This window comes from Mucilaginibacter sp. (assembly GCF_039925265.1).
In the GTDB taxonomy this organism is placed as follows: Bacteria; Bacteroidota; Bacteroidia; order Sphingobacteriales; family Sphingobacteriaceae; genus Mucilaginibacter.
Window position 1 is genome coordinate 60888 of record NZ_JBDSZG010000046.1, and the last position, 25789, is coordinate 86676.

25 protein-coding genes are annotated in these 25789 nt (G+C 44.0%); 6 read left to right on the top strand and 19 right to left on the bottom strand.

All coding sequences use genetic code 11. From position 1 onward, the window contains the following. Positions 1-16: 16 nt before the first annotated feature. A complete protein-coding gene (locus ABIX36_RS20620) occupies positions 17-139 on the top strand; it encodes a hypothetical protein (protein ID WP_262708159.1) in 123 nt (40 codons plus the stop codon). On the opposite strand, the gene ABIX36_RS20625 is transcribed toward ABIX36_RS20620, so the two are convergent. Together ABIX36_RS20625 and ABIX36_RS20630 are read right to left on the bottom strand one after the other, a co-directional pair. Continuing rightward, positions 140-2050: a DUF3857 domain-containing protein gene (locus ABIX36_RS20625; protein WP_348084062.1), complete on the bottom strand. Its 1911-nt coding sequence runs from the start codon at positions 2048-2050 to the stop codon at positions 140-142. Further along, entirely contained in the window at positions 2051-4030 is a 1980-nt protein-coding gene (locus tag ABIX36_RS20630; RefSeq protein ID WP_348084063.1) for a transglutaminase domain-containing protein, read from the bottom strand. Between the two features lie 122 nt (positions 4031-4152). Between ABIX36_RS20630 and ABIX36_RS20635 the strand changes: the two genes are divergently transcribed. After that, positions 4153-5181 (top strand): exonuclease domain-containing protein, encoded by a 1029-nt coding sequence (locus tag ABIX36_RS20635; protein WP_348084064.1) that lies wholly within the window; start codon positions 4153-4155, stop codon positions 5179-5181. Positions 5182-5302: 121 nt separating this feature from the next. On the opposite strand, the gene queG is transcribed toward ABIX36_RS20635, so the two are convergent. Further along, positions 5303-6235 carry a tRNA epoxyqueuosine(34) reductase QueG gene (gene queG / locus ABIX36_RS20640; protein ID WP_348084065.1) on the bottom strand — a complete coding sequence of 311 codons (933 nt, stop codon included), beginning with the start codon at positions 6233-6235 and terminating at the stop codon, positions 5303-5305. Positions 6236-6413: 178 nt separating this feature from the next. On the opposite strand from queG, the gene ABIX36_RS20645 reads away from it, so the two are divergent. Then, positions 6414-6647 (top strand): hypothetical protein, encoded by a 234-nt coding sequence (locus tag ABIX36_RS20645; RefSeq protein WP_348084066.1) that lies wholly within the window; start codon positions 6414-6416, stop codon positions 6645-6647. Between the two features lie 37 nt (positions 6648-6684). Here the strand turns inward: ABIX36_RS20645 and ABIX36_RS20650 are convergent, their stop codons facing one another. From ABIX36_RS20650 to ABIX36_RS20660, 3 genes are read right to left on the bottom strand one after another with little or no spacing between them, the layout of a single operon-like run. Beyond that, a complete protein-coding gene (locus tag ABIX36_RS20650) occupies positions 6685-7164 on the bottom strand; it encodes a nuclear transport factor 2 family protein (protein WP_348084067.1) in 480 nt (159 codons plus the stop codon). Between the two features lie 24 nt (positions 7165-7188). Beyond that, positions 7189-9666: a cytochrome c biogenesis protein CcsA gene (ccsA, locus tag ABIX36_RS20655; RefSeq protein ID WP_348084068.1), complete on the bottom strand. Its 2478-nt coding sequence runs from the start codon at positions 9664-9666 to the stop codon at positions 7189-7191. Between the two features lie 9 nt (positions 9667-9675). Further along, positions 9676-10086 (bottom strand): cytochrome c maturation protein CcmE, encoded by a 411-nt coding sequence (locus ABIX36_RS20660; RefSeq protein ID WP_348084069.1) that lies wholly within the window; start codon positions 10084-10086, stop codon positions 9676-9678. A gap of 627 nt (positions 10087-10713) precedes the next feature. On the opposite strand from ABIX36_RS20660, the gene ABIX36_RS20665 reads away from it, so the two are divergent. After that, complete coding sequence (locus ABIX36_RS20665; RefSeq protein ID WP_348084070.1) at positions 10714-11355, top strand: NAD(P)H-binding protein; 642 nt, start codon at positions 10714-10716, stop codon at positions 11353-11355. A 106-nt stretch (positions 11356-11461) separates the two neighbouring features. Here ABIX36_RS20665 and ABIX36_RS20670 read toward each other — a convergent pair whose 3' ends face one another. From ABIX36_RS20670 to ABIX36_RS20715, 10 genes are all read right to left on the bottom strand, one after another. Further along, positions 11462-12160, bottom strand: a complete 699-nt coding sequence (locus ABIX36_RS20670; RefSeq protein ID WP_348084071.1) for a response regulator transcription factor — start codon at positions 12158-12160, stop codon at positions 11462-11464. Beyond that, positions 12153-13796: a HAMP domain-containing sensor histidine kinase gene (locus tag ABIX36_RS20675; protein WP_348084072.1), complete on the bottom strand. Its 1644-nt coding sequence runs from the start codon at positions 13794-13796 to the stop codon at positions 12153-12155. The genes ABIX36_RS20670 and ABIX36_RS20675 overlap by 8 nt, the downstream gene beginning before the upstream one ends. Before the next feature lie 108 nt (positions 13797-13904). Beyond that, entirely contained in the window at positions 13905-14414 is a 510-nt protein-coding gene (locus ABIX36_RS20680; protein WP_348084073.1) for a hypothetical protein, read from the bottom strand. A gap of 3 nt (positions 14415-14417) precedes the next feature. Then, positions 14418-14948, bottom strand: coding sequence for a hypothetical protein (locus tag ABIX36_RS20685; RefSeq protein ID WP_348084074.1), 531 nt, complete (start codon positions 14946-14948; stop codon positions 14418-14420). 102 nt (positions 14949-15050) lie between these two features. Next, positions 15051-15581 (bottom strand): hypothetical protein, encoded by a 531-nt coding sequence (locus tag ABIX36_RS20690; protein WP_348084075.1) that lies wholly within the window; start codon positions 15579-15581, stop codon positions 15051-15053. A 143-nt stretch (positions 15582-15724) separates the two neighbouring features. Continuing rightward, entirely contained in the window at positions 15725-17161 is a 1437-nt protein-coding gene (locus tag ABIX36_RS20695; protein WP_348084076.1) for a Glu/Leu/Phe/Val dehydrogenase, read from the bottom strand. 151 nt (positions 17162-17312) lie between these two features. After that, a complete protein-coding gene (locus ABIX36_RS20700) occupies positions 17313-17522 on the bottom strand; it encodes a CcmD family protein (RefSeq protein ID WP_348084077.1) in 210 nt (69 codons plus the stop codon). Positions 17523-17525: 3 nt separating this feature from the next. After that, a complete protein-coding gene (ccsA, locus tag ABIX36_RS20705; RefSeq protein ID WP_128533810.1) occupies positions 17526-18191 on the bottom strand; it encodes a cytochrome c biogenesis protein CcsA in 666 nt (221 codons plus the stop codon). 488 nt (positions 18192-18679) lie between these two features. Beyond that, positions 18680-19864 (bottom strand): carboxypeptidase-like regulatory domain-containing protein, encoded by a 1185-nt coding sequence (locus ABIX36_RS20710; protein WP_348084078.1) that lies wholly within the window; start codon positions 19862-19864, stop codon positions 18680-18682. Positions 19865-19961: 97 nt separating this feature from the next. Further along, on the bottom strand, positions 19962-20645 hold the full coding sequence (locus ABIX36_RS20715; RefSeq protein ID WP_348084079.1) for a heme exporter protein CcmB: 684 nt from the start codon (positions 20643-20645) through the stop codon (positions 19962-19964). Between the two features lie 484 nt (positions 20646-21129). On the opposite strand from ABIX36_RS20715, the gene ABIX36_RS20720 reads away from it, so the two are divergent. Then, a complete protein-coding gene (locus tag ABIX36_RS20720) occupies positions 21130-21939 on the top strand; it encodes an SDR family NAD(P)-dependent oxidoreductase (RefSeq protein WP_348084080.1) in 810 nt (269 codons plus the stop codon). 4 nt (positions 21940-21943) lie between these two features. Beyond that, positions 21944-22429 carry a methylated-DNA--[protein]-cysteine S-methyltransferase gene (locus ABIX36_RS20725; protein ID WP_348084081.1) on the top strand — a complete coding sequence of 162 codons (486 nt, stop codon included), beginning with the start codon at positions 21944-21946 and terminating at the stop codon, positions 22427-22429. Here the strand turns inward: ABIX36_RS20725 and ABIX36_RS20730 are convergent. Genes ABIX36_RS20730 through ABIX36_RS20740 form a run of 3 tightly spaced genes read right to left on the bottom strand, consistent with a single transcriptional unit; the run spans position 22413 to position 25789 of the window. Then, on the bottom strand, positions 22413-24350 hold the full coding sequence (locus ABIX36_RS20730) for a response regulator (protein ID WP_348084082.1): 1938 nt from the start codon (positions 24348-24350) through the stop codon (positions 22413-22415). The two genes, ABIX36_RS20725 and ABIX36_RS20730, sit on opposite strands and share 17 nt — an antisense overlap. A gap of 16 nt (positions 24351-24366) precedes the next feature. After that, positions 24367-24960: a chemotaxis protein CheB gene (locus ABIX36_RS20735; RefSeq protein ID WP_348084083.1), complete on the bottom strand. Its 594-nt coding sequence runs from the start codon at positions 24958-24960 to the stop codon at positions 24367-24369. Further along, on the bottom strand, positions 24950-25789 hold the full coding sequence (locus tag ABIX36_RS20740; RefSeq protein WP_348084084.1) for a protein-glutamate O-methyltransferase CheR: 840 nt from the start codon (positions 25787-25789) through the stop codon (positions 24950-24952). Before ABIX36_RS20740 ends, ABIX36_RS20735 begins: the two co-directional genes overlap by 11 nt.

Sequence of the window (25789 nt, forward strand, 5' to 3'; positions counted from 1 at the left end):
ATATTTTTGTAGTATTATGGAGAAACCAAAACAGGATTACTCTTTCTGGACTAAATATAAGCGTTTTGCAGGCACCGAGATCATGCTCTACATCATCATGATCGTTGGCATCATCCTGGGTATTATCATCTTTAGCTGATCAATTCTTTACCAGCGATACATTGTAATTATCTGCCTCCACTACCTGTTGGTAAAACTCTACCAGCTGGCTATAAAGCTCTTTGCTGTAGGTGCCGTCAATCAGTTGCAGGCGGCGTTTAAAGGTTAGTTTATCGCCGCTGATCTCCATATTAGCTGTAAATTTCCCGAAGGGTTTATCAATAGCTACGTGTAGGGGACCAAACTCGGCTTTGTACCCAGCCGGCAGCTTGTAGGTAATTTCATCCTCATCAGTATACCCGCTGTTGATGTAAAGCGCCGTATTGCGGTTTCGTACTTCGCGCGGGGACCGACCACTACGGTTTAGGGGATTAAGCGAAAAATACAGCTTACCATTATCGGTTGTGGCAAAATCCCGCGCGTTCAACTTCACTTCCTCGGTAATTACAGGCAATATGTTTTTCTCCTGTTTAAAGCCAAAGCTCTCTATATCAAGATTGTTCACAGCCGGGTATAATTTGGGAAACATTTTCAACTGCTCGCTGCGCGGCTCATCCAGCATATCCTCCCGGTTATCATATTGCGTCCCTTTAAAAACGGTTGTGATACTGCCGTTAAGCTCGCCGTTATTATCTATTACAAAATCGGCGCGGCGTGTCTGCAGATTCACTTGTGGACTATACCTGGCGGTACGCATCAGCCTGCCACCTTCCGGGGTGCAGGCCAAAACGGTTCTGTCGTCGGTAAAATCGCTTAAAAACCCGAAGGGGATCTTTTGGCTGGTGCATTCTAAAAAAGTAGTATCATTTTTAAAGGGCAGGCACAAAATAATATGGTTGCCCTGACTCATGCTGGCAAAATCCTTCATCAGGCTTACTTTAGGGTTACCGGCTTCTACAACGCAATACCACGACTCGATACCCACCACATTTAGCAGCGCCTGTGTATAGTTTACCAGGGCCTTGCAGTCGCCGTAGCTGTTACGGTCTACATCTGATGCCAAAAAAGGTCGGTAGCCGCCAATGCCGACCTGCACACTAATGTAGCGGGTCTTGCCCTGCATATATTCATAGATCTTTTTGGCCTTCAGCTTAGGGTCGGTGATGCCTGCCGTAAGATCTTTGATAACCTGCACAGTTGGCGATGGCAGTTCCCTGCGGTTAACCAGCAACTTATCATAGGTCCATTGGCCAAGTTCTTTCCAGTTGTTGAACGATCCGGTTATGCCCTCGTATTTAAAATTTTGCGGCGCAATTTTTACCGAACTGAGGTAATCTTCTTCATTAGGGCTATAAGGCTCATATTTAAAGGCTTTTATATCGTTTAGCTGCCAGGTGTAAGTTTTAAGCCCCTCTTTTGTTGTAGCAATGCTCACCTTACCGGGCATATTAATCTCCTTGTACCTGATGTTGAAGGAGGGGGCGCAAGTAAACGTAAACGTGCTTTTTTCTACCGCCAGCCCGGGCGAGTCGTTTGGCGTCCAATCACTAAAATTAAGCGATTGTTTTGACCGCAGTTCATATTCATACTCAATGGTGTAAGGGTAAGCGCCGATGGAAGGTATAAAGTGCTTTACCCGGGAATCATCAAATAGCGAATAACTTGCTGTAGCGCTTTGGTCAACAAGGTCTTTCTCGGTGAATTTACCTATTGGTTTGCCAAATTCGTTATAGGTAGTTCCCTTAAAGTTGCGTACTACATTGGTTTTATTATACCATAAAACTATACGGGCAATATCATCTCCGTTTTTGTTCATTACGGTTATGGCCTTTTTTATATGGTAAACCGTATTATCGTCGTCTTTTACCTCGGTATTTACGTCCTCGCTTCTCACAACCGCACTGGCATAGGGTAGCAAGCCTTTAGATATAAGGCTTACATCGTAATTGGGCTGTGCTTTGGCCAGGGTTGCCAGCATCAGCATAAAAACGGTAGTACAAATTAATTTCATTTACTTCTTTTTAAACACAATTTCTGCCTTCTCTGTTGCTATAATCTTATTGTACAGTTCTTTTAAGTACGGGTATTCTTCGGGCTCGTACACGGTTTTGGTGAATTGCAATACGTTAGAGAAGGTGAAGGTGTTCCCTTCCGCCACAAAATTGGTAATAAATTTACCGCCCTGATTGGGCAGGCTCACGGCCACGCCCTGCGGCGCGCTGTCCACTACGTAATCTGCCGGCAGGTGCATGGTTAGCATAAAACGGTCGTCTGATGGCATCCCTTTATCCACGGGGTAGTTACGTTCGTTCAGTTTAAAAGGGTTATTGGTTATCCTGTCAAAAAAGAACGGGTTAAACGCCAGTTTGCTGTGGTCTAAATTGTCATATACGTCTATTTCTACTTCCAGCTTCTCAACCAGCGATAGGTTAAGGCTATCCAGGTTAGTAATATCGGCAGAAAGTATTTTGGTTTTAACAAGCCTTTCGTCCAGGTCTTCTATATACTCATCCTGTGTGTTGAATTTTTTAATAGCAGTTCTTTTCTCGTAGGCATCATAACCATTATAATAGGTTGTAATGGTGCCTTTTAGCTTACCATTGCTTTGCAACGTGAGGTCGTAAGCGCTGGTTTGCGATTTACGTTGTTTTGATAACGATACCATGTCTATCCAAAAGCTTGGCTTATCTAAACTCATTACCCGGCCCTGGTCGTTTAAACATTTTAGTGGCAGCATATCAAACCCAAGTAAAGGGTCGGTGGCATCAAGCATATAAGTTTTATCGCCAATGTTTGCCCTGGCAACCACATAGTTAAAATCGTCTTCTACCGGGTAAAGCTTATTAATGAAGCCATTAGTGCGGGTGCTCAACAATACGGCCTCAGTTCTTATCCCCGCGGCACTTAGCGCGGCAACCAGTGCCAGGTTTATATCGCCAACGGTACCGCTGTGGCTATCCAATGCTTTACGTACATTATCGCTGCCGGTGGAGGTTAATTTGTTCCACTTTATAGTTTTTTGGATGTAGGCATACACGGCTTTTGCCTTCTCAAGATCATCGGTTTTACCGGCAATTACCGATGCTATGTAGGGTTTTAACTGATCTTTCTTTTTTAATTGAGAGCCGAAATAATCCGACCGCTTAAGGTTGAAGTCGATATCTGCCCATTCTTTGGCAACCTTTATTTTTTGCCCGGTACTGGGGTTGGTATAATCGGAGAGTTCGAAGTAAACAGCCGACATGAAATTTTTAGGCGACGTCATGTAATCCTCTTCAACAAATGCCGGTATATTTTCCATTTGGAAAACCATAAAAGAGCAATCGGCCTTAGCGCCGTACCAGCTAAAGCATTCTTTTTCAATTTCGGCGGTATTCTTGGTGAGTTTTAAATTACCACGCAATGAGATGTTAAAATTCCAGAACCCTGGGATGTGAACATCATACCTGGAATTTACTTTTGGGATATCATCCTGCAGCTTCCACGACGGAAACAAGCCCAAAGCCGCCGACTTTGTGGTGTATTTATACTCGATGATACAGCCAGGGCGCAGATTAGGCAGGGTGAATTTAACAGTTTTCCAATACTTATTCTCCTTCGTGGTAAAAGCCGACTTTGAGTCCAACTCTACAGTTTGGTGGTTACCGCTGTCGTCCAAATAAGTAGTGTAACCCTTTATATCGCTGGCTTCCTCTTCCGAGTTGGAGAGGATCCGCAATGGGATCTCTACGGTAGCTTTATCAAACCCTTTGGTAGTAAGTAATTTTATTTTGACGTGATAATCCAGCGACAGCCTGATATTGCCTTCGCTGTTATCGCTTATGCGGGCCAGGCCATACTCATTTAACACAACGGCACGGGCGGCGGTATCTTTATTATACTTTTTCATACTCATTTCCTCGGCAGAGTTGTCGCCGTAAACAAAATCCTGGCTATGTGCCAGCGGACTTAAAAGGATGAAAAAGAAAACTACAAGTAAAATTTTATTCATATCAGGTTTAAATTGACTTAGGTGCAATGAAAATAACAAAATTACGTCACAATTTATTCATAAAAATAAAAGCCGATAATTTTAAGGTTTTTGCCACCTTTGCATTCCTGATAAAATAACCAATGAAATTAAATTTAAAGCGGCCTCTCGCCTTTTTCGACCTTGAAACTACCGGTATAAATATTGGCGCCGACCGTATTGTAGAAATATCTGTTATAAAACTTAACCCCGATGGCAGCGAGGAAGTTATGACCTGGCGTGTACAGCCGGGCATCCCTATCCCACTGGAATCATCTATGGTACATGGTATTTATGATGAGCATGTACAAGACGAGAAGCGCTTTCATGAATTAGGTGAAGATATCGCCGCGTTTATTGGCGACAGTGACCTTGCGGGATACAATAGCAATAAGTTTGACATCCCTATGTTGATGGAAGAATTCTTGCGCGCAGGCGTAATGTTCGACCTGGAGAACCGCTATTTTGTAGATGTACAGAACATTTTCCATCAGATGGAGCAGCGTACGCTAAGAGCTGCTTACAAATTTTATTGCGAAAAAGACATCATTAACGCGCACTCTGCCGAAGCGGACACCCGCGCCACCATGGAAGTTTTACTGGCCCAGGTAGAGCGTTATGTTGATACCGAATACGAAGATAAAAAAGGCAATCGCAGCAAGCCTGTAGTAGGCGATGTGGAAGCCTTGCATAAATTCACCAACCTGAGCCGCCCGGTTGATTTTGCCGGCCGCATGGTTTATAATGAGGACGGTGAAGAAACGATAAACTTTGGCAAACACAAAGGAAAACGTGTAGAGGATGTATTGAATGTAGAACCAAGCTATTACTCGTGGATGATGCAGGGCGATTTCCCGCTATACACCAAACGCAAGCTGGAAGAGATCCACAAACGCTGGAGTGCCAAAAAAACAGCCGAAAGGCAGGCAGCCAGGCCCGCGCAAACTGCAGCTACCACTGCCCCCAAACAGGAAGCCCCTAAACAGGCCTTCGCAAACAACGCGCCCAAAACCAGCCCGCAGTTAAACAGGCCATACAACAACCAGCCTTTTAAAAAGAAGGAAGAACCTGCCAAACCAGTTGATGACGATATGCTGAAACAACTGGCAAGCAAGTTTGGAAAAGGACTTTAAGGGAGATAAAGAATAAATACACGGAAGCCTGCTAACCGATAGCAGGCTTCCGTGTATCCTGACTTCCCGGCTCTTGCATCTCTTTTCTATTGATATTATGGCTAATACGGTGGTTTCAACACTAAATGGGGCGCAGGAAATTGATATTTCTTTTCAGGCCTTCAAACTTTGTGCGCTTTACGGCGGAGTTTTTAAACACTTTTTGAAACACATCCTGGGTGATGTCTTCCCAATCTTTCTTTTTTAATCCCTGGAGTTCGGGGTGCGGTGTAAAAGATGGTTCGTTGTGAAGTACGGAGAAGCGATTCCAGGGGCATACATCCTGACAGATATCGCAACCAAACATCCAGTTATCCATTTTGCCCTTAAATTCCTGCGGAATCTCGTTCTTCAGCTCAATGGTGAGGTAAGAGATACACCGGCTGCCATCCACCACATAAGGGCCTACAATGGCATCTGTAGGGCAGGCGTCGATACATTTGGTACAGGTGCCGCAATGGTCTGCAGTGGGCTCTACGTCGTACTCCAGTTCGATATCCACGATCAGCTCTGCTAAAAAAAAGAAAGACCCGACCTGCTTACTCAGCAGGTTTGAGTTTTTACCTATCCAACCAAGCCCGGCCTTTTTTGCCCAGGCTTTGTCCAATACCGGCGCCGAATCTACAAAGGCACGGCCGCCAACCTCCCCTATCTTTTCGTTAATAACCTGTAAAAGCTGCTTTAGCTTATCTTTAATAACCAAGTGATAATCAGCTCCATAAGCATACTTTGAGAGCTTTGGAGCGGAGGGATCGAGCTGTAACTCGTTAGAATAGTAATTGAGCCCAAGGGAAATAACAGACTTGGCACCATTTACCAGTAAACGGGGATCGAGGCGTTTATCAAAGTAGTTTTCCATGTAGCGCATTTCGCCGTGCATGCCTTTATTAAGCCATGTTTCCAGCCGGGGTGCCTCCTCCTCTAAGAACTCCGCCCTGGCTATACCACAAAATAAAAAGCCCAGGTTTTTGGCCTCGGTTTTGATCATTTGCGAGTATGCATGGCGGTTTTGCATGGATACAAAGATAAGGAAAAGCTTAAGTCAAAAGTTTAATGTAAAAAGTTGAAAGTTGAAAGTGCGAGCATAGGTTAATTTTGACTTTTTGAAACTGGTACGATTTTTTCTATCTATAATAAGTTACCCGTACCCGGACATACTGCAGGTAACTACATCAACCTTAAATTATACAGATATGGAAACTACAATTGAAAAATTCGACCGCGCCAACAATCAGGGCAAAAACCATGATACTAAAGGCAATATTGCCAATGCAGATAACGATATGGTAAAACCGGAAACAGACGATACCGAAAAGCAAATGGAAATACCTACCGTTACGCCTGATAATGATAACGAAGAACTGGAGAACCCGCAGCCGCAAAACGCCTCCAATAAAGGGCAGGGACCGGCCGGCGAAAACCTCTAAAACAATAAAGCCTCTTCAAATGAAGAGGCTTTATTGTTTAGTTGCCGTTATGGTAAGCCATTGCATTGGCATAAGTGGCCTCGCCGCTTATTTTATTTTTATCGTCGATGCGGAAGATGCTGCATTTGCGTACATCGTACCGTACACCGCCATTGGTTTTATCTTTTAAGCCGATCACATCGTATTCTACAATCACAGTGGAGTCGGTATTGATTACTTTATCAACCAAATACTTCGCATCCGGCGATACGTAAAACTCAAGGTGAAAGATCTGATCGGCACCTTCGGGGCCGGTTGCCATGCCTTTCCAATCGCTTGATGTAATGTTGGCTTTCAGCGCATACTGGCCAACGATGCTTTTTAGGTCATGGTCGTTCAGGTATCTAAAGTGTTCCTGTATCAGGGTTTCTGATTGTGCCTTTTTATCTACAGCAGGTTTTTCCGGCTGTTGGGTGCAGGCCGCAAATGCCAGGGCTGCAAATAAAATGTAAGCGGTGGAACGAAGTGTACTGCGCATGGCTAAATATACGATTTGATTTACTTATACCGCCTTAACTTCCTTATTCCGCCTTAATATCGAAAGGAAGAAACCGATAACCATAATAATGGTACCCGCCCAAAAGAAATTGATATATGGGAATTTAATTGCGCGCATTACAATGTACTTTTTAGCACTCTCGGGCTGCTGATAAACAGATATTTCCACCTTCTTTTTATCCGGGATAATTTTGCTGAACTGCAGTTTTAAGCCGGCCTCTTCCACCTTGGTCGGAAAATCAAATACGCCGCCGTTTTTCTTCAGCATGTAAACCGGTGCGGTATGATAGGTTTTACCGTGCGTTACAATTTCCAGTTCGGCACCAACAGATACCAGTACTTCGCTTGCCGCGATGTTTTGCAGTTTAACACCGTTGTTGAGTTGTTTTAACACCATATAACCTTCGCGGAAACGGATAGTATCGCCTACGGCTACCTCATGTGGTACGGCGGGGTCGTAATCTTTAGTATCGTCTTTAGGGGCTTCTTCCTCACCCGCCACACCCTTTTCCTCGCTGGTACTGGCCGAGTTGGTCATGGTGATGTGAGTGTACAGATCGTGGAACAGGTAGTGCCTGGTATCCGGCGATGAAGCAAGCGAACCTTTATTTACCTGTACTTTAGGGTACAGGGTAAAATCTTCGGCTACTTTGCCTGTGGCATCAACCCTGCGGTAATTCACTTTATAAAAGTGATCGGGCAGGTTGAGCGAGTCGCCTAAATAGGTAACGGTGTAGTCGCCCATTTTTTGTGGCTCGTTGCGGTACACCAAAATATTTTCGCGGGGGTTCTCGTCCTTAGCAAACTCGGCGGAATAGCTCTCACCTGTATTGTTGATTGATATTACTGTACTTGTCCCCGCGGATATCAGCGCGCCCACCATCAGTAAACCAAAACCAATATGCGCAACCGCCGAACCAGCCAGTTTAAACTTACCTTTAAAAGCATCGGCCAAAACCTTACCGTTGGCAATAACCGAATAGATAGAGCCGCACATCACCAGCACAAAAACAAAGTTTAGTTTGTAAAGGCCTGTAGCGTAAACCACCAGCGCGGTTATCAATATTGAAAACACCAGGTAAACAGCTGTAGTAATAAAAAACTTAGTTACATCGGTCTTTTTATACTTCAGGAATTGCGTAAAGGCAGTCAGTATAGTTATCACAAACACAAACGACGACTGGATAACATTATAGTGGATCATCCTGGCCTTCTCGGCAGGTGGCGCAATGTTAAAACCGAACATGGCGTTCCACACCGGCACCGATGTTACGACCAACAAATGGAAGCAGGATAAGCCCAGGAATACGGCACCTACAAACATCCAGAACTCGCGGGAGTAAGTCTCTTCATCTTTTTTGGTGATCGGCAGTTCTTTCCAACGGCTTATCAGCAGCCAAACCGACATTACAAAGAAGATCAGTATCCCGGTAACCAGCTGCCAGAACATACCGAGGTCGGTAAAGGAGTGTACAGAAGTATCGCCCAAAATACCGCTACGGTTCAGGAAAGACGAGTACCAAACCAGCACAAAGCTGATGAGCATTAAAAATGTTGCGGTAAAGTAAGAGTGACCGGTATTTTTATACACAATAAGCACGTGCACTGCCGCAACCATCGTGATCCACGGAAAAATAGAAGCATTCTCTACCGGATCCCATGCCCAAAAACCACCAAAGTTTAAGGATTCGTAAGCCCAGAACGACCCCATTACTACACCTGTTCCCAATATCATACAAGCAAACAGCGCGTATGGGATAGACGGTGCTACCCAATCTTTATAGCGTTTTTGCCAAAGGCCGGCAACCGCATAAGCGAAAGGAACAACCATAGCCGCAAAACCCAAAAACAAGGTTGGCGGGTGGATGATCATCCAGTAGTTTTGCAGGGATGGCACCATACCTTGCCCGTCTTTTATAAACGACATGTAATCGGGGCTTTTAAATATCGGGGCTTCCGACGCCGACATAAAATCCCTAAGCAGCAAAAACGGCGAGCTGCCTAAATGCACACCCAAAACGTTGATGCCCAAAACCATGGTAGCCAGCGTTACCTGCGACAGGGCGACAACCGTCATCACTGGTCGCTCCCAGGTGCCAGCTTTCCAGATCAGCACAATGCCTAATACGGCCTGCCAGAAGATCCAAAGCAAAAAGCCACCCTCCTGCCCGTTCCAAAAGGCGGAGATAATATAGCGTACCGGCAACGTTTTGGAAGTATATGCCCAAACGTAATGGTACTCAAAAAAGTGATTGTAAATAATATAGAATAAACAGGCACCGATACCTAATATAGATAACGAGTTGATATAAAAACCAATACGACCAAGTTTTTGCCAGGTACCGCCGGGTTTGCCGGCATCATCTGTAGTAGAAAAATAATAGCTGATGAATGATAGAAGCGCCGCCCCGAAAGCGAGAACGAGAAAAAACTGGCCTATCTGCCCCGGTAAAAGGTGCTCGCCTTTAAAAACTGTATCCATTAAAATTGGTTATATGCTGGCCTGTTTGGCCTTGTATTCTTTCGTTTCTAACTTGTCCTGGGTGTATTTAGAGGGGCATTTCATCAGGATATTGGAGGCATGGAATTCGTTGCCTATCATTTTACCGGTAAGCACAATTTGCTCAGAGCGTTCAAAATCTTCGGGTTTGGTACCGGTGAACACCACCTTACATTCGTTACCCACGGTATCGCGCATGTAGAACGAGAAGTAATTGGCATCCTTTACGGCATCGTAATGCAATTCTTTTTGTTTATTAAGGCGACCAACAACTTTTAATTCGCTGGTGGTTTGCTTAGCATCGTTAAAATTACCGTAACTACTTGTGCTTGAGTAAACACTAATAATAACCGCTATAGCAATAGCTATCACAATGAGGCCAAAAATGGAACTTTTCTTCATGCTTTGATCAATACGTAAACCGGACTACAAAAATACAAAACGCTGAGCTAATAATGTTTATTACAAGGGATATATGTTATTTAGAATTGTTATTAATAGGTTGTAAGGGTTGTAAGGGTTGTAAGGGTTGTAAGGGTTGTAAGGGTTGTAAGGGTTGTAAGGGTTGTAAGGGTTGTAAGGGTTGTAAGGGTTGTAAGGGTTGTAAGGGTTGTAAGGGTTGTAAGGGGGAATGCGAAATGAGGTTCGTTGTTTTAGATTATGAAAATTCTTTAATCCTGAAAATTCTGATTCAGACAAATTATGGGCGATGCCTGCGGCCCGGGCTCTGCACTGCAACTCCTCATTCCATCCCCACCGATAGAAGTGGGTACTCCATTCCGGGGTTTCCGTTCCTATCCCTATCGCGGGTTCCTGAACTTTGCCACCACGTCATGGCAATGACGCCTTTTTACTAATAAAAAAAACCGTGTTAATCGTTAAATCCATTAATCCTGTTTATCTTTATCTCATTAAAATCTCTTTATAAAATATCCCACCCATTTGCATTGCATTTGATAGGCAGTGTACCTCTTGTGCCTCGAACGGCATAAACATAATTTCTTATACCCTTTTTTTATAAAGAACACCATGCAATCAAACATAAAAGTTGCCGTAATTGGCGGCACAGGTAAGGCCGGTAAATATCTTGTTAAGCAATTAACAGCCCAGAATATCCCCGTTAAATTCCTTCATCGCAAACCGGAGAATTTGCAAATTGACAACCCGCTTATAGAACTTATAAAAGGCGACGCCCGCGATTACAACGCCCTGCTAAACCTGATGGCAAGTTGCAACGCTGTCATCAGCACCGTTGGCCAACCAACAGGCGAACCGCCCGTTTTTAGCGATGTTACCACCAAGATCTTAAAAGCAATGGGCGAATTAAACATTCGCCGGTACATCAGCACAACTGGTTTAAACGTGGATACTCCCTTCGATAACAAAGGCCCTAAAACAAAATTCGGAACCGAATGGATGTACCAGAATTATCCAAAAACCACCACTGATAAACAGGTGGAATACGAGGTGCTCGCTGCCAGCCAACTCGACTGGACCCTTGTCCGCCTCCCCATGATTCAGCAAACAGACGACCTACCCGAAGTAGTAACCAGCCTGCTGGATTGCCCGGGCGATTTCATCAGCGCATCGAGCCTTGGTAAATGGATGATAGCCCAATTGAGCAGCGATGAGTTTGTGAGGAAAGCGCCGTTTATTGCGAATAGGGAATAGTTATAAAGGTTGGGAGAAGTTGGAAAGGTTAAAAACGTTTTAGAAGTTAAAAAAGTTCGAACTTTTCCCACCCTTTTAACTTCTCCCCAACCTTTTCAACTTAATACTACCACACCAGCTTATACCCCACCCCTCTTATATTAATGATCTGGATATTAGGGTCGGCGGCGAGGTGGCGGCGGAGTTTGGTGATGAACACATCCAGGCTGCGGGCGTTAAAAAAGCTATCATCACCCCAAACGGTATCGAGCAGCATTTTGCGGGGCAATACTTCATGGCCGCTTTTGCAAAGGAGTTTTAAAATATCGCTTTCGCGCGCGGTTATTGGCCAGGTGTTAATGCCTTGCTGCAAGGTGTTTTTTACAGGGTTAAAACGCAGGTTGCTTATCTGGTAATGTTCATTGGCCGGCCTTTCGGGCGTTTTACGAATAAGCAGCCGGTTATGGCTCAGTAATACCTTCATCCTTACGATCAGCTCTTCTACACTAAAAGGCTTCTTGAGGTAGTCATTTGCACCACTCTCAAAACCAGCTACCACGTCTTTAGGCTGCGATTTGGCCGTCAGGAAAATGATTGGCGTTATTTTATCTATCTCGCGAATCTTGCGCGCCAGCTCAAAACCATCCATTTTTGGCATCATCACATCCAGGGCTAAAATGTCGGGCTTTTGCTCCCGGTATTTTTGCATGGCTTGCTCACCATTGGCGCAAAGCACCACCTCAAAGCCCGATTCCTCTAAACTCTCGCGCACGATATGGGCCAGCGCCAGCTCGTCCTCGGCCAATAAAACCTTTATTTTATCCATTTTTTAGCGGGATAGATACTGTAAACTCACTGCCTTTGTTCACCTTACTGGCAACCGATACTTTGCCGCCATGGGCCTCTGCAATGTATTTAACATAATTAAGCCCAAGGCCCGTTCCTTTTACATTGTGTACATTCCCCGCTGGTACACGGTGAAATTTGTCAAAAATGTATTTAATATGCTTTGCGGGTATACCCATGCCATTATCCTTTATCGAAAACACGGCGTATTTGTTATGTTTTGTAAGGTTTATTTTAATATCCACGGGTTCGGTTGCGTACTTGATGGCGTTATCTATTAGGTTGAGCATAATATTGCGTAAATGTACCTTATCCGCCTCTATCTCCCCGATCCCATCGCGGTTGATGTAGCTAATACTTACCTCCTTCGTCGTTTTTTGTTTCTCCGCTTCTATCAGCTCGTTCATCAGGTCGTCAATGGCTATTTTTTCCTTCACCAAAACCACCTTTTTGCTTTCGAAAGCCGCTACGTTAAGCACCTTGGTTACCAGCCCATCCAACCGGCTCAGTTCGTTGCGCGATGTTTGGAGGTAGCGTTGGGTTTTCTCCGGGTCGTTTAAGCCGTTAAACTTCTGCAGTCCCTCTATGGCAACGGTGATGGTGGCTATAGGGGTTTTCAGTTCGTGTGTCATGTTGTTGATAAAATCGTCCTTTAGCTCCGTTAGTTTCTTTTGCTTAACTATGGTAAGGATAATATAGAACAAACAAAATTTGGTAAACACTATAAGGAATCCCGACAGGCAGAGTATCAGCACCATCTCGCTCAATATGCCTACCTGTGCCCTGTCGTACACAGCCCGTACATATAAGGTGTTTTTGGGGGTGTCCTGCAAAAATAAAAATCCGTGGTATTTGTAGGTAAACTGTTCGCTTTCACTATATCGGAGTTGTTCCACATGATGAGGGTCGAAATCACTTGCCGGTATCGGCATATCAGACCACACCATACTAAAATCACCGATCCTACGATTTTTGGGATGCAGCTGGCGCATAGCCTCTTTAAAATAACGGTGAAGCTTTACGCTATCTGCACCGCGATAGTTGGGCGGCAGTTCATACACGCCACTTTGGATAATGTTATTATGAGCCATCACGCTATCACTTGGCTCGTTACTATGGGCCTTTAGGAAATCCCGCAACTGGACGGAATGAGACGAGATATCTTCAAAGCTAAACGACATCTCCACCATATCCATTAGTTGGGGTACATAAAACGACATTTCGGCAACTACCTCGGGTACCGTTGCTTTGTGCGCTATTTTTTGACGATAATGGTTGAATTTAGGGATAGTAGTTTGAAAAGGTTTTGACATTCCCACGTACTTGTTCGATATGCCGATCTCTAAACCTACATGTATAGTATCCTGGTCGCGTATAGTATCAAGCTTTATTTTGGTACCCGGGTCTGATAATCGTTTTACTATTACCACCCTAATGGAATCGAAGTAATCTTTTTTGCAGCTGTCGAGTGCGCGCTGCATGGCGACATTAATGTCGCCATCAAATTTTTCTTTGTTCAGTTTATAGGCAGTAAAGGTCCAGTAAAGCTGGAGTGCTATAATCCCGGAGAGTAAAATAGTGGTTAAAAATAATACGATGTAAAGTTTCTTTTTCATGATTTTGGTTGCTTAAGGTAAAAGTAATTTGCCCAAAAGCAACCTGCTGCATCTGTTAACATTCGTTAACGTTAAATAAGGGTGGGTAAGGGAAAAGCAGGTATAATACTATTCCCTGGTAAGCTTGCTATCCCTCACTATCTCGATGTTGAAAAATCCCTTACTAAGAGTTAACACCGCAAAATGCGAATCGGACAGGGTTTTATCGTCATCACAATTCACACTAAGCCCAACCCGCTTATAATTAATTTCCGCATGCGGCCCGCTTCTCGTATGCCGGTAATACTTATACTCAATAAGCCTTTTAACGGTAAAAGTCTTCCCTTCAGCAAAAACACTGTTAACGAAGAAAAAAGCACCCGCAGCCAAAAACCAATAGTACATGGTATAATAATTTCGTTTGCTGCAAAAAAGTAGTATGGGCAGGCAAAAGACGACAATAGACAGCAAAAACCATTTATCATCTAACACGATGTTTCGAAACGCTATCAGCAAGTAAAAAGCCGATAAAACAGACAAAACCCCGGCAATAACAGTTAAGTTGCCGGGCCAATTAAATTGCCTTTGCTTGTGCTTCTTTTGCGTACGTTTCTGCTCGCGTTGTTTTAATGTAAGCATAACTTATCGTGTCAGTTTACTATCTCTTATAATTAAATATCCCAGCCGGCCTCTGCTTACTTTTAAAACCAGGTAATTTGCTTTTTTCATTTCACCATCGTTGCCAACATTAAACGACCTGTTAAAATCGTTATATCTTACATCCACAGAAGACGGATGTCTCCCTTGCCGTTCATTCTTCTGTATTATATTCAGTTTGATATCGATGGTACTTGTATCTGTAAAGGCGTTATTAATGAATATTGGTATAGCAACAACAAGGGAGCCATATCCTAAAAAAGCAAAGAAATAATTCTCTCGCTTTTTGGCAAACAATATGCCTATAAGCCCGCACACAGCACCGAGCGCCAATGGGATGATGTTATTTATCAAAACATCCCTTATATTAAAAATACTATAAAAAAAGCAAAGCACGCAAAACACCCAAAACGCTATCAACACCGGCGACCCCAATTCAATTTTAGGTTTATCGGGCTGTTTACTTTTTATAATGGCTTGTAACTGGGGAACAGTTAATTTACGCAGGCGCTTCATCCGGCTAAATATAATATTATCAAATGTATGAATACAAAAAAGGATGTCTTTATAGCGCCCTCTTCACGTTGCTGTAATGCGCGCATTTTATATACTTTACTATCATTTCACCAACCGTTGGCCTCTGATGATGTGATAACCAAACAATCCTTTATCAATAGTGATCACCGCGTACGCTGCTTGCTTTAATGCCTCGTCGCTTGCGGCTTTAACTGATAGTTTCTTATCGCGGAAGTTAACCATCGCTTGCGGGCCGTATTTGCCATAGTGGTTATATTTTGCCTGGATGCCGACTTTAAAGTCCACCTTCTTCCCATCGGAAAATACATCATTTAGAAAAAATAATACCGAATTGAAAATAAATGCGACCACTAAAACTATCGCCAAAAAACCTTTTACCCTCTTAGCGAAGAACGCAGCTACCAATACACCAAAGCTGCATCCGGCAAGCACGGGGATATGCCATGCTACCAAAGTACGGTCATATTCTATTAAGGGATAAAAGAACGTGTAGTAACCCAAAACAAATATCGCTGGAACTTTTATAAGGCACGACCAGCAGCCAAACCTGCTGTTTAAAGTCCACCTAAATTCTTTTTGGAAGGCTTGCGGTTTAGTCAATGATAGGTTCACCGTCGGGATGTTTTCATTCGATTAAAGTAGGAATATTTTCCAATCCAGCGGCACAAAAAAAGAGCGCCTTTACGGCGCTCTCCATATCTAAACGGCAAATCAATCTTATTTCTTGATTCTTGCCTCTTGCTTCTAACCAAATATCACGGCCAAACACCAAGGTTTTGGTACGATACCGCTATTTTGTTGATAGCGCCTACCATGGCTGCGTTACGCAGGGTTCCTATCTTAGGGTTGTTCTTGTAGATCTCGCGGATCTCGTGGTACGAGCGGATCATGGTATCTTCCAAACCGGAATTTACCAGTTCCAATTCAGACGCGCCTTTGATGATAGTTGAACGCTGCATTGGCGTTAACGCTGTGCCGGTGATGCCTTCTACCATGTTCACCAAATTCAGATTAGAGTTTTCCTCAAACCTGCGGTTGATGCGGCCGAATGCTACGTGACTCAGGTTTTTCAACCACTCAAAGTACGATACCGTAACACCGCCAGCGTTGGCATACATATCAGGGATGATCATACCACCATTTTTGTAAAACGCGGCTTCTGCTTCCGGCGAAGTTGGGCCGTTCGCGCCTTCGGCAATAATTTTAGCTTTGATGCTGCCTACGTTTTGTGAGGTGATCTGGTTTTCTAAAGCAGCCGGCACCAAGATATCGCAAGGCTGCTCCAGGCCGTCCATGGTGTTTTTAAACTCTTTTTTTGCGCCGGCATACCCTAAGATAGATCCGCTTGCTTTGCGGTGCTGAAATACAGCTTCCACATCCAAACCATCTTCGTTGTAAATAGCACCTTCAAACTCGCAAAGGCCAACTATTAGTGCGCCAAATTCCGAAAGGAACTTTGCAGAGTAGTAACCTACGTTACCCAAGCCTTGTACAATTATTTTTTTGCCGCTTAAGCCGGTGGTTAAGCCAATCTTCTGCATATCCTCAGCAACACCCACGCATTCGCGGATAGCAATGGCAACGCCACGGCCGGTTGCTTCTCTCCTGCCGGCAATACCATGCAGTGCAATAGGCTTACCTGTTACAGCACCCATAGCATCCAGTTGACCAGGATTCATGGTAGCATAGGTGTCGGCAATCCAGCTCATTTCGCGTTCGCCGCTACCGTAATCAGGTGCAGGTACATCAATGCTTGGGCCTATAAAGTTCTTTTTGATAAGCTCTACCGTGTAGCGACGGGTAATATTCTCCAATTCGCTTACGCTGTAACTTTTAGGATTTATTTTTATGCCGCCTTTAGCACCGCCAAAAGGAACGTTCACTATGGCGCATTTGTAGGTCATGAGGGCAGCAAGCGCCATTACTTCATCCTCGTTCACCATTTCGCTGTAGCGGATACCACCTTTGGTTGGGCTTTGGTGGTGCGAGTGTTCTACACGCCAGGCATCAATAACTTCGAAACCATTGCCCCTGCGTATAGGGAAACGGAAACGGTAAACACTGTTACACGATTTTATCTGGTCTAACAAACCGGCATCGTGTTGGGTAAATTGCGCTGCAAAATCAAAGTTTTTACATACATCACCAAAAAAGTGAGTATCCTGATCTGCAGTCGGATTATTAATATTCATAATTTAGAATTGGATAAAAAATTAATCTCTCAAAAAACTGCGCAAAGTTGGTTCTTTTTTTGCGAATAATGCAAATTTTTAAAAGACAGTATCTGTTTAAAATGTAAAGAAATTTAAAATCAAAGTTTAAACAGTATTCAGGGGGATTAGTTTAATTCTCCTTCTCTATTTTTTTTAGTCGGCGGTCAATACTGAACAAGTAAATGGCCAGCCCGGTAAAAATTATAACAATGGTGATCACTACCACGTAAATCATCCCCGATGTGCGAAGCGCGTCCGCCATTTGTACATCACTGCCCGGCTGGGCGTTCACGGTAATAAAACTAAGCAGCATAGCCACTAAAAATACCAGTTTCTTCATCTCTTAATTTATCGCGTTCTTTTTAAATTCTATTAAACGTATACGGTAGCGCAGGGTAGCTATCCAAACCGCAATAAGCGCCCAGGCAATAAAAGCCGGGTAAAGCACTATACGCATGCGGTTGTCCATATCCAATTTACCAAACGCAGGGTTACCACCGTTGCCGGGGTGTAACGAGTCGGTTAGGCGGGGCAGAACCATTATGAGCACCACCATAATAGGGAATGCAAAAATGTTGTATATGGCCGATATTTTGCCGCGTTTTTGCTCTTCGTCTATCGAGTTGCGCAGCACCAGGTAGGCGCAGTACAGTAAAAAGGCTATTGCGGCGCTGTTTTGTTTGGGGTCGTTGCTCCAGTATTCGCCCCAGGCGTATTTGGCCCAAAGCATGCCGGTTACCAGCCCCAGTGCAAAAAAGAAAAGCCCTGTATTCACGCATTCGACAGCTATGAGGTCGTGCTCCTCTTTACCGCTTTGTAAGTATCTGATGCTGTAAACTACCGATATGGTGAACACCGTAAACATGGCTATCCACATAGGTACGTGAAAATAAGTGTTGCGTATTGTTTCGTGCAGGATAGGCAGTCGGGGTACGCCTATCAAAAAACCGGCTGTGAGTGTATAAAATATCAGCACAACGGCCAATACTTTCCACCAGGTTTGATAAATGAATTTCATATTGTGCGGCAAAGGTAATTATTTGTTTGTTGAAGAATAGCGCGTTTATGTATAATTAGTATTATTGCAGTGCGAGGCTTTAACAGTTATAATGTTATTTTATTTAAGTTATAAGCGTTGAGAAAATGGCAGGGTTAGCGGTGAGTTGTGAGTTGTGAGTTGTGGAATACTAACCTGCTTCCTTTTGTTTTAAATTCTAAAAATTCATTCAGTTCTTTAAACTCGGGTTCAGACAATGAATGATGGCGATGCCTGCGGCCCGGGCTTTGCAGGGCTGCGCTACGCTCCGGCCCTTCGGGCTAAACCCTTCCAATCCCTATCGCTTCCGAACCGCTGATTTTTCGTTTATAATTTGTTTTTCTAAGGTACTCAAGAAGGCTTTGCCGTTTTAATGATTTTGAGATTACGCTGATGATACCTTCCTAACTAATAAACAAATCCACCAATGAACTAATGAACAACTGAACTAATGAACCACCCTAATCCCCCGGCTCATAATCAACCGGCAGCAGGTTTGATAGCTTCGATTTGCTCCAGGTACCTTCGTAAAGCGGACTTTCGGCGATCACAATGCCGTTCATATCAAAAATAGCGTAGCGTTTGCTGTAAAGGCTTACCACGCTGGTTTCAAAATTCTCCATATCCAGCGGGCGGTATATATCCCTAAAGTTTTCTTCCTCGTGCTTTTTGGTGTACACCACATACAGGTAAGCCGGGAACGTAATAGCAAAGATCCCCTCCTGCCCCGTAACGCGTAACACATCGATAGATTTCAACGGCGGTTTTATCAAATTCTCCTGGGCCCATTTAGGCACGTTCTGCTGATCTATCCAGTACCTTGCCGAATCGCGGTTAACCATCTCGAACTGCTTTATTTTCTTCTGGATAAAGCCTTCCTGGTAACGGTTTGGGTTGAGGATACGGGTGTAGTTATAAATGAGGAAACCCTCGTCCGCCAGTTTATTTTTGTAAAGTGACCTGTAAAAATGCTGTGCCGACCCATAATAGGCATCCTCGCGTTTGGCCTTCCACTTTTTCTTTTGCGATTCGCTGCCCGGCAGTTCCTCGAAAAGCGCCTTGCCCGCGTACGAGATGGTATGCGTCAAATTATCGCTGCTGAAGCTATTCAGCAAAAATTTAGTACGATAGCCAAGGGCATTGTTCTCCACCACCAAAAACTCATCAGAGGATGCTTCCAGTGTTTGCTTTCTGCGGATGTAGGTAAGATCGAGCACATGCGGGTTGGTCACCTTGCACTGTTTAGCGTTTTCGGTAGTACCTATAAAATCTTTTTTAAACTGCTCGTAGTTCTTTTTCCAGTCGGCATTACTGGTGATATTTACCGCCCGCATCATCATCACTTTGGGTGTCATTTCAATAACCAGGTTAATAGGCTGGCTGCCTACCAGTACCTGTTTGGTGTATTCTTCATAACCCAGCGTAGTTACCACCAGGTTATACTGCCCGGGTTTTATGCCGTTCAGTGTGAAAGTTCCGTCATCTAAAGTGGCCGTGCCATAACTGGCATTACTCAGGAAAACACTGGCCTTTGCAACCGGGTTATGCGTACCGGCGGCTGTTACTTTACCGCTTATAAACCCAGCCTGCGCTGCCGCCATTAAGGGTAACCATAAAAACATCAGTATAAACCAGCTGCGGCGCATTGTTTTTTTAATTTTAGAGGACGCTAATAAAGATATAATTTATGAAGCAGAGATGAAAAAAATGGATGGTAATTAAAAAGATACAAGGGGGTTTCCCTTAATCCCTCCACAAAAACGGGAACAATATTAACGAGGTGGTGATCACGATAACATTGATGGCTACCAGCACGCCAATGGTGCCGTAGCTGTGCCCGCGGTCTATCCCGTCCATAGCGGCTTTACTTACTTTTATCAGCAGCAATATCACCGGGATAATTACCGGGAAGCTTAATATGGCCATTAACGTACCGTTATTACCCGCTTTGGATGCAATGGCCGATATCATGGTGAACACCGTAGAAAAGCTGATGCTGCCTATCAGCACCGTGATAAAGTAGAAAAACAGGTCGCCTACCGTGTTGGTGAAGAACAGCATATATACCAACAAGGCCAATATACTCAGCAAGCCCATGAGCATGGCATTGTAGATGGTTTTAGATAAGATAATGGCCTGCGGGCGCGCTATGGTATAATAATACAGCAAGCGGCTTTTACTCTCCTGCATAAAACTTTTGGCGATAGCGTTAACCGAGGCAAACAGCATAATGATCCAGAACAAAATATTCCAAACAATTGGATACCCCTGGCTGCTTTTAAAACCGGGATTTAAGTTAAAGGAGATATAGCAGATAAAAACCGTAGAAACGATGTACAGCAACACCCCGTTAAAGGCGTATTTGGAGCGCCATTCCAGGATGATCTCCTTTTTTAATAAGTTATAGGTCTCGTTAAAAAGCCTCATTGGGGCAAATATAGCAACTTGTAAGTGTTCCACTTAGAATGTGGAACACCTATTTTAAAAATGCATTTGATTATCAGTACTTTACAGTTTTTCGTGAAACACTTTGGCCCCCCCTGCTATTTAGGTGATTTATATAAATATCTGATAATTAATCAATTAAATAAAGTAGAACTTACAAAAATATAAAGTGAAACACTTTATATGTCATATTTTCCCAGAGCCGCCTTTCTTAAAATTTCAAGATTGGCGATTTCGGCTAAAGCCAATTCCGTTGGTTTTAACTTATCCGTTGGCTAAAGCCGAACGGCAATGGACCTGAAAAAGCATTGTGTCTAAATATTGCCGTCCCCTTTAGGGGGCGGATTATGTATACCGATCCCTGGCTTCAGCCAAAATCAACGCAAAAGTTTAAAAGCGATTCTCCACTCATACCTTTTGCAAAAATCTGTTCTTTCCCAATATTTCCTTAGTTTTACCTTTCAACATGAAGAAATTAGACTTAGCGGATAAATGGATCCTGGTTACCGGTGCCTCATCTGGTTTGGGGCAGGAAATGGCCAAACAACTGGCCACAAAACACCGCGCAAACCTCATCATCGCTGCACGCCGTAAAGACAAACTCGATCAGCTTAAAACCGAACTGGAGGCATCCGCAGGCATCAAAGTAAAAGTAATGGTAGCCGACCTGTCCGTACATGAGGATGTGGTGCGGATGATAGATGATAGCTTGGCCGATGGCACGCTCTATGGCGCTATATTAAACGCGGGCGTAACCTACTTTGGCCGCCACAGTGATATGCCCTGGGAACAAACCGAGAACATCATGAAAACCAACGTGAACAGCGTGGTGTATATGACCAGCCGCCTGGTGGCCCATTTCGAAAAGGCAAAAACCGAGGGCGGCGTCATGATCGTATCCAGCATGGCGGCTTTTTTCCCGGTACCTTACCAGGCGGTGTATTCGGCAACCAAGGCTTTTATTATGGCCTTTGCCAATGCCTTATCTGTTGAGATAAAAAACCCGGCGCTTTCTTTAACCGTGTACGCCCCGGGGGGCATTGCTACAGAAATGACCGAAGGCAAAAACTTTAACGACCTTAAAAGCTGGCTGATGCCGGTTGATCAGGCAGCTATTGAAGGGTTAAATGCCTTCATCTCGCGCAAGCATGTGCATATCCCGGGCTTTTTAAACCGGGTGGGTAATGTATTTATGAGTTTTATGCCGCGCAAGTTCATCACCAAAAACATGGGCAAGGTGTACTACAAAGCTTTGCTTAAAGCAGAAAGTTTATAACCATATGTACGAGGCATTCCATAAAACGCCGGTTGGCTTTGTCCGCATCAGGGCAGATGAAACGCATGTTGTCTCTATCAGCATCCGCGATGAAGAATGCGCGGAAACACCGTCAGATTCGCCGGTGATCAATCTCGCCATTAAGGAACTGGATGAATATTTTGATGGGACCAGGAGACAATTCGAGCTGCCGCTTAACCAAATAGGTACCGATTTTCAGAAAGAAGTGTGGGAGAACCTGCTCACCGTAAAATATGGCAGCACCATGAGCTATTTGCAACTGGCCAACCAAATGAAAAACCCATTGGCCATACGTGCCATAGCGGCATCTAACGGTAGAAATATGCTGTGGATAGTAGTGCCCTGCCACCGCGTTATTGGAAGCGATGGCAGCTTAACCGGCTATGCCGGTGGCCTGTGGCGCAAACAATGGCTGCTTGACCACGAAGCCCGCGTGATGGGCGTGGGGCAAACTAAACTGTTTTTTTAAGTTTATCTCCTAACAGTTTTACAATTTTACTGTGCAGTTCTTGCGGTTCAAACGGTTTTGGTAAAACATCGTTCATACCGGCAGCTATGGCTTCTTTATGCTCGTGCTCATAAGCCGCGGCAGATAACGATATAATAGGCACGCTCCGTTTAGGTTCAGTAAACTCCATCCGGATGGCTCTTGCCGTTTCGTAGCCGTTAAGGCCGGGCATGTGGGTATCCATTAAAACCAGGTCGTAATCATGCGCTTTAAACTTTTCGAGCGCATTGGTACCATTATCGGCCACCATTACATTCACTTTCCAGTCTTTTAACATCTTTACCAGCATAAACTGGTTTATCATATTATCCTCGGCCACCAAAATATTTAAACCTTCAAAAGAGGTGAGTGCTTCGGCTGGTTTAACAGCTTTATGTTCGGGCATTTTAGCTATCTCAAACCAGTTGGTAAAATTAAACACGCTGCCCTTCCCTATCCGGCTGCTTACGGTAAGTTCTCCGCCTTTTAGCTCAACCAACTTTTTAACAATAGTAAGCCCCAAACCTGTACCACCATATTTGCTGGCGGTATCATCTTCGGCCTGCTCAAAAGATTCAAATATCCTCGAAAGGCGGTCGGCAGGGATCCCGATACCACTATCCTCTACGCTAAATTTCAACTGTACTTTATCGCCGATTTTCTGAAGCAACGCAACCTTAAGCTTAACAGTTCCCCTGTCTGTAAATTTAATGGCATTACTCAACAGGTTCATCAGTATCTGGTTGATCCTTAAGGAATCTATCAGCAAAACCTCGGGCACCTCCTTATCAATTTCCAGCTCAAACTCAATGCTTTTCTGGTCGGCACTGAATTTAAGCAAGCCATGCACCGATTCGATGATATTGCGCAAATTATGCGGCGACCTAATAATATTAAACTTACCTGCCTCTATTTTAGAAATATCCAGCACATCGTTTATAACGCCCAGTAACGATCGCGACGATGTTTCCAGCATATCCAACAGGTTACTCTGCTGGGTGGTTACGCCCGTTTTGCGCAGCAAATTGCTAAGGCCTATAATGCCGTTCACCGGGGTGCGCAGCTCGTGGCTCATGTTGGCCAAAAATATTTCTTTTACTTTTTTACCGTACTCGGCAGCTTCTTTAGATTTGATGAGCTGTTGCTCATAACTCTTTTGAGGCGTACAATCGCTTATGTTCATAAAAAGAACCTTGTTGCGGTACGATACGCGGCAATCTACCCATATAGTGCGCTTATCAAAGGTATTAAATTGAAACTCGAACACCGAGAATTGCAGGTTATCTTTAATTATCTCGCTAAGTTTCTTTTTAAAGGCATCTTTATCCGCATCAATGGCCAAATCTAATATGCTGCTATTAAGTACCTCTGACTGCCGGTAACCCAATATTTTTTCTACTGCCGGGTTAACGGTTTTTATCCGCAGGGTGGTAGCATAAACAGAACATATCAGGTCGGCACTATTTTTCACTACAACGGCGTAGTCCTCCAATTCTATATTTTTGGCTTTTATCTCGTCTTGCTGGCGCGCAAGCTGTATAAACGAATCAACTTTTGCAGAGGTGATGTAAGGGTCGAGCGGTTTGTAAAGGTAATCTACGGCGCCGGCACCAAAACCTTTAACAGCGTATTTGCTTTCTTTGGATATGGCGGTTACAAATATCACCATGATGTCCCTGGTACGTGGGTTCGACTTCAGCATCTCCACCAGTTCAAAGCCGTCCATTTCGGGCATTTGTACATCAACAAGTGCTATGGAAATATGATTTTCCCAGGCAATCTTTAAAGCGTCGTTTGGCGACGTAGTAGTAAACAAGCGGATATCATTACGCTTTAAAAGTGCTTCAAGCGCAACAATATTTTCTTCTCTGTCATCAACGATTAGAATATTAATAGGGGTCATTTAATATGTAGGTGCGTTAAGTACCATTCTGTAGTAGCTCAAATATCTCCGTAGTCCGTAATATGTATTCAGCACCATCAATGCTAATGGCCGCGTTTGGCATTTCCGCCATTTCTGCATCTTCGGGGTGCTGGGCAATAGTTAGCGCGCCGCTTTGGCGCAGTTTTAAAAGGCCCTCCGCCCCATCCTGATTAGCTCCCGAAAGTAGTATAGCTGTGCAGCTTTTGCCAAAAGAATCGGCAGCACTTTCAAAAGTTACATCTATAGATGGCTTTGAATACCATATCGCTTCTGATACATCCAGGCTAAAAAAACCGTTTTTCTCCATCAATGTATGATAGTTTGCCGGCGCTATGTAAATAGCGTTGCTTTCTATCGGTTCTTTGTCACTAATTTCCCTGAGCAACATACGGCTGTTCTCGGCGAATAGTTTCTCAATTTCGCTAAAAAAATTCTTTTTCCGGTGAATAATGATAACAACTGTTTTATTAAAGTCGTGTGGTAATAATTTCACCAGCCTGAACAACAATTTAAACGAACCCGCCGAGCCGCCCAAAAGCAGCATTTTCGATTTGTTAAACCGCCCGATCAGTTGAGTATTAAGAGCCAATTTTTTGGTATATATTTTCCTTTTGACTGATCACCTTAAACTTTTTGCGAAAACCATCGCTGCGGATGGTCTCTTTGTTACCCAAACAAAGGTAACCTAATGGACAGAGACTTTTGTAAAAAAGATCGAGGATGCGCTCCTGCAGCTCTGTTTCAAAATATATAAAAACATTACGGCAGCTGATCATCTGAAACTCATTAAATACTGTGTCTGAAATAAGGTTGTGTACGGAGAAAAGTGTATTTTGTTTCAACTCGCTGTGAATAGCAGCCGCATCGTACATAATGGTAAAATGATCGGTTATGGAGCCGGGCAGGCCGGTAAACAGGTAGTTTTCTGCGTAACTTTTTATTTTGCGCAAGCTATAGATGCCCTTGCGTGCTTCCTTTAATACTTCGGTGTTAATATCGGTGCCGTAGATGAAGGATTTTTTGCCCAACCCTTCCTCCTTTAACAGGATAGCCAGCGAATAAGCTTCCTCACCCGATGAGCAGCCCGCGCACCAGACCTTGGTATGCTGATAGGTAGAAAGGTAAGGGATAACCTGCGTATTTAAGGCTTTGTAAAAGGAAGGATCGCGAAACATCTCGGTTACGTTAACCGTGATCTCTTCCAGAAATTCCTGAAAAAAGGCCTGGTCGTTCACCAGGATATGTTTCAGATCGTAAAAGGAAAGCTTTTTTAGCATCATGATCCGCGCCAGCCGCCTTTTTAGGGAGGCCTTGGTGTAATCACTAAAATCGAAGCCGTGGATCTTTTTTACAAGGTCTATCAGTTCGGTTAACTGCGGTGTTGTTAAATTGCTATCCTTACCTAAAATTTCTCTCAT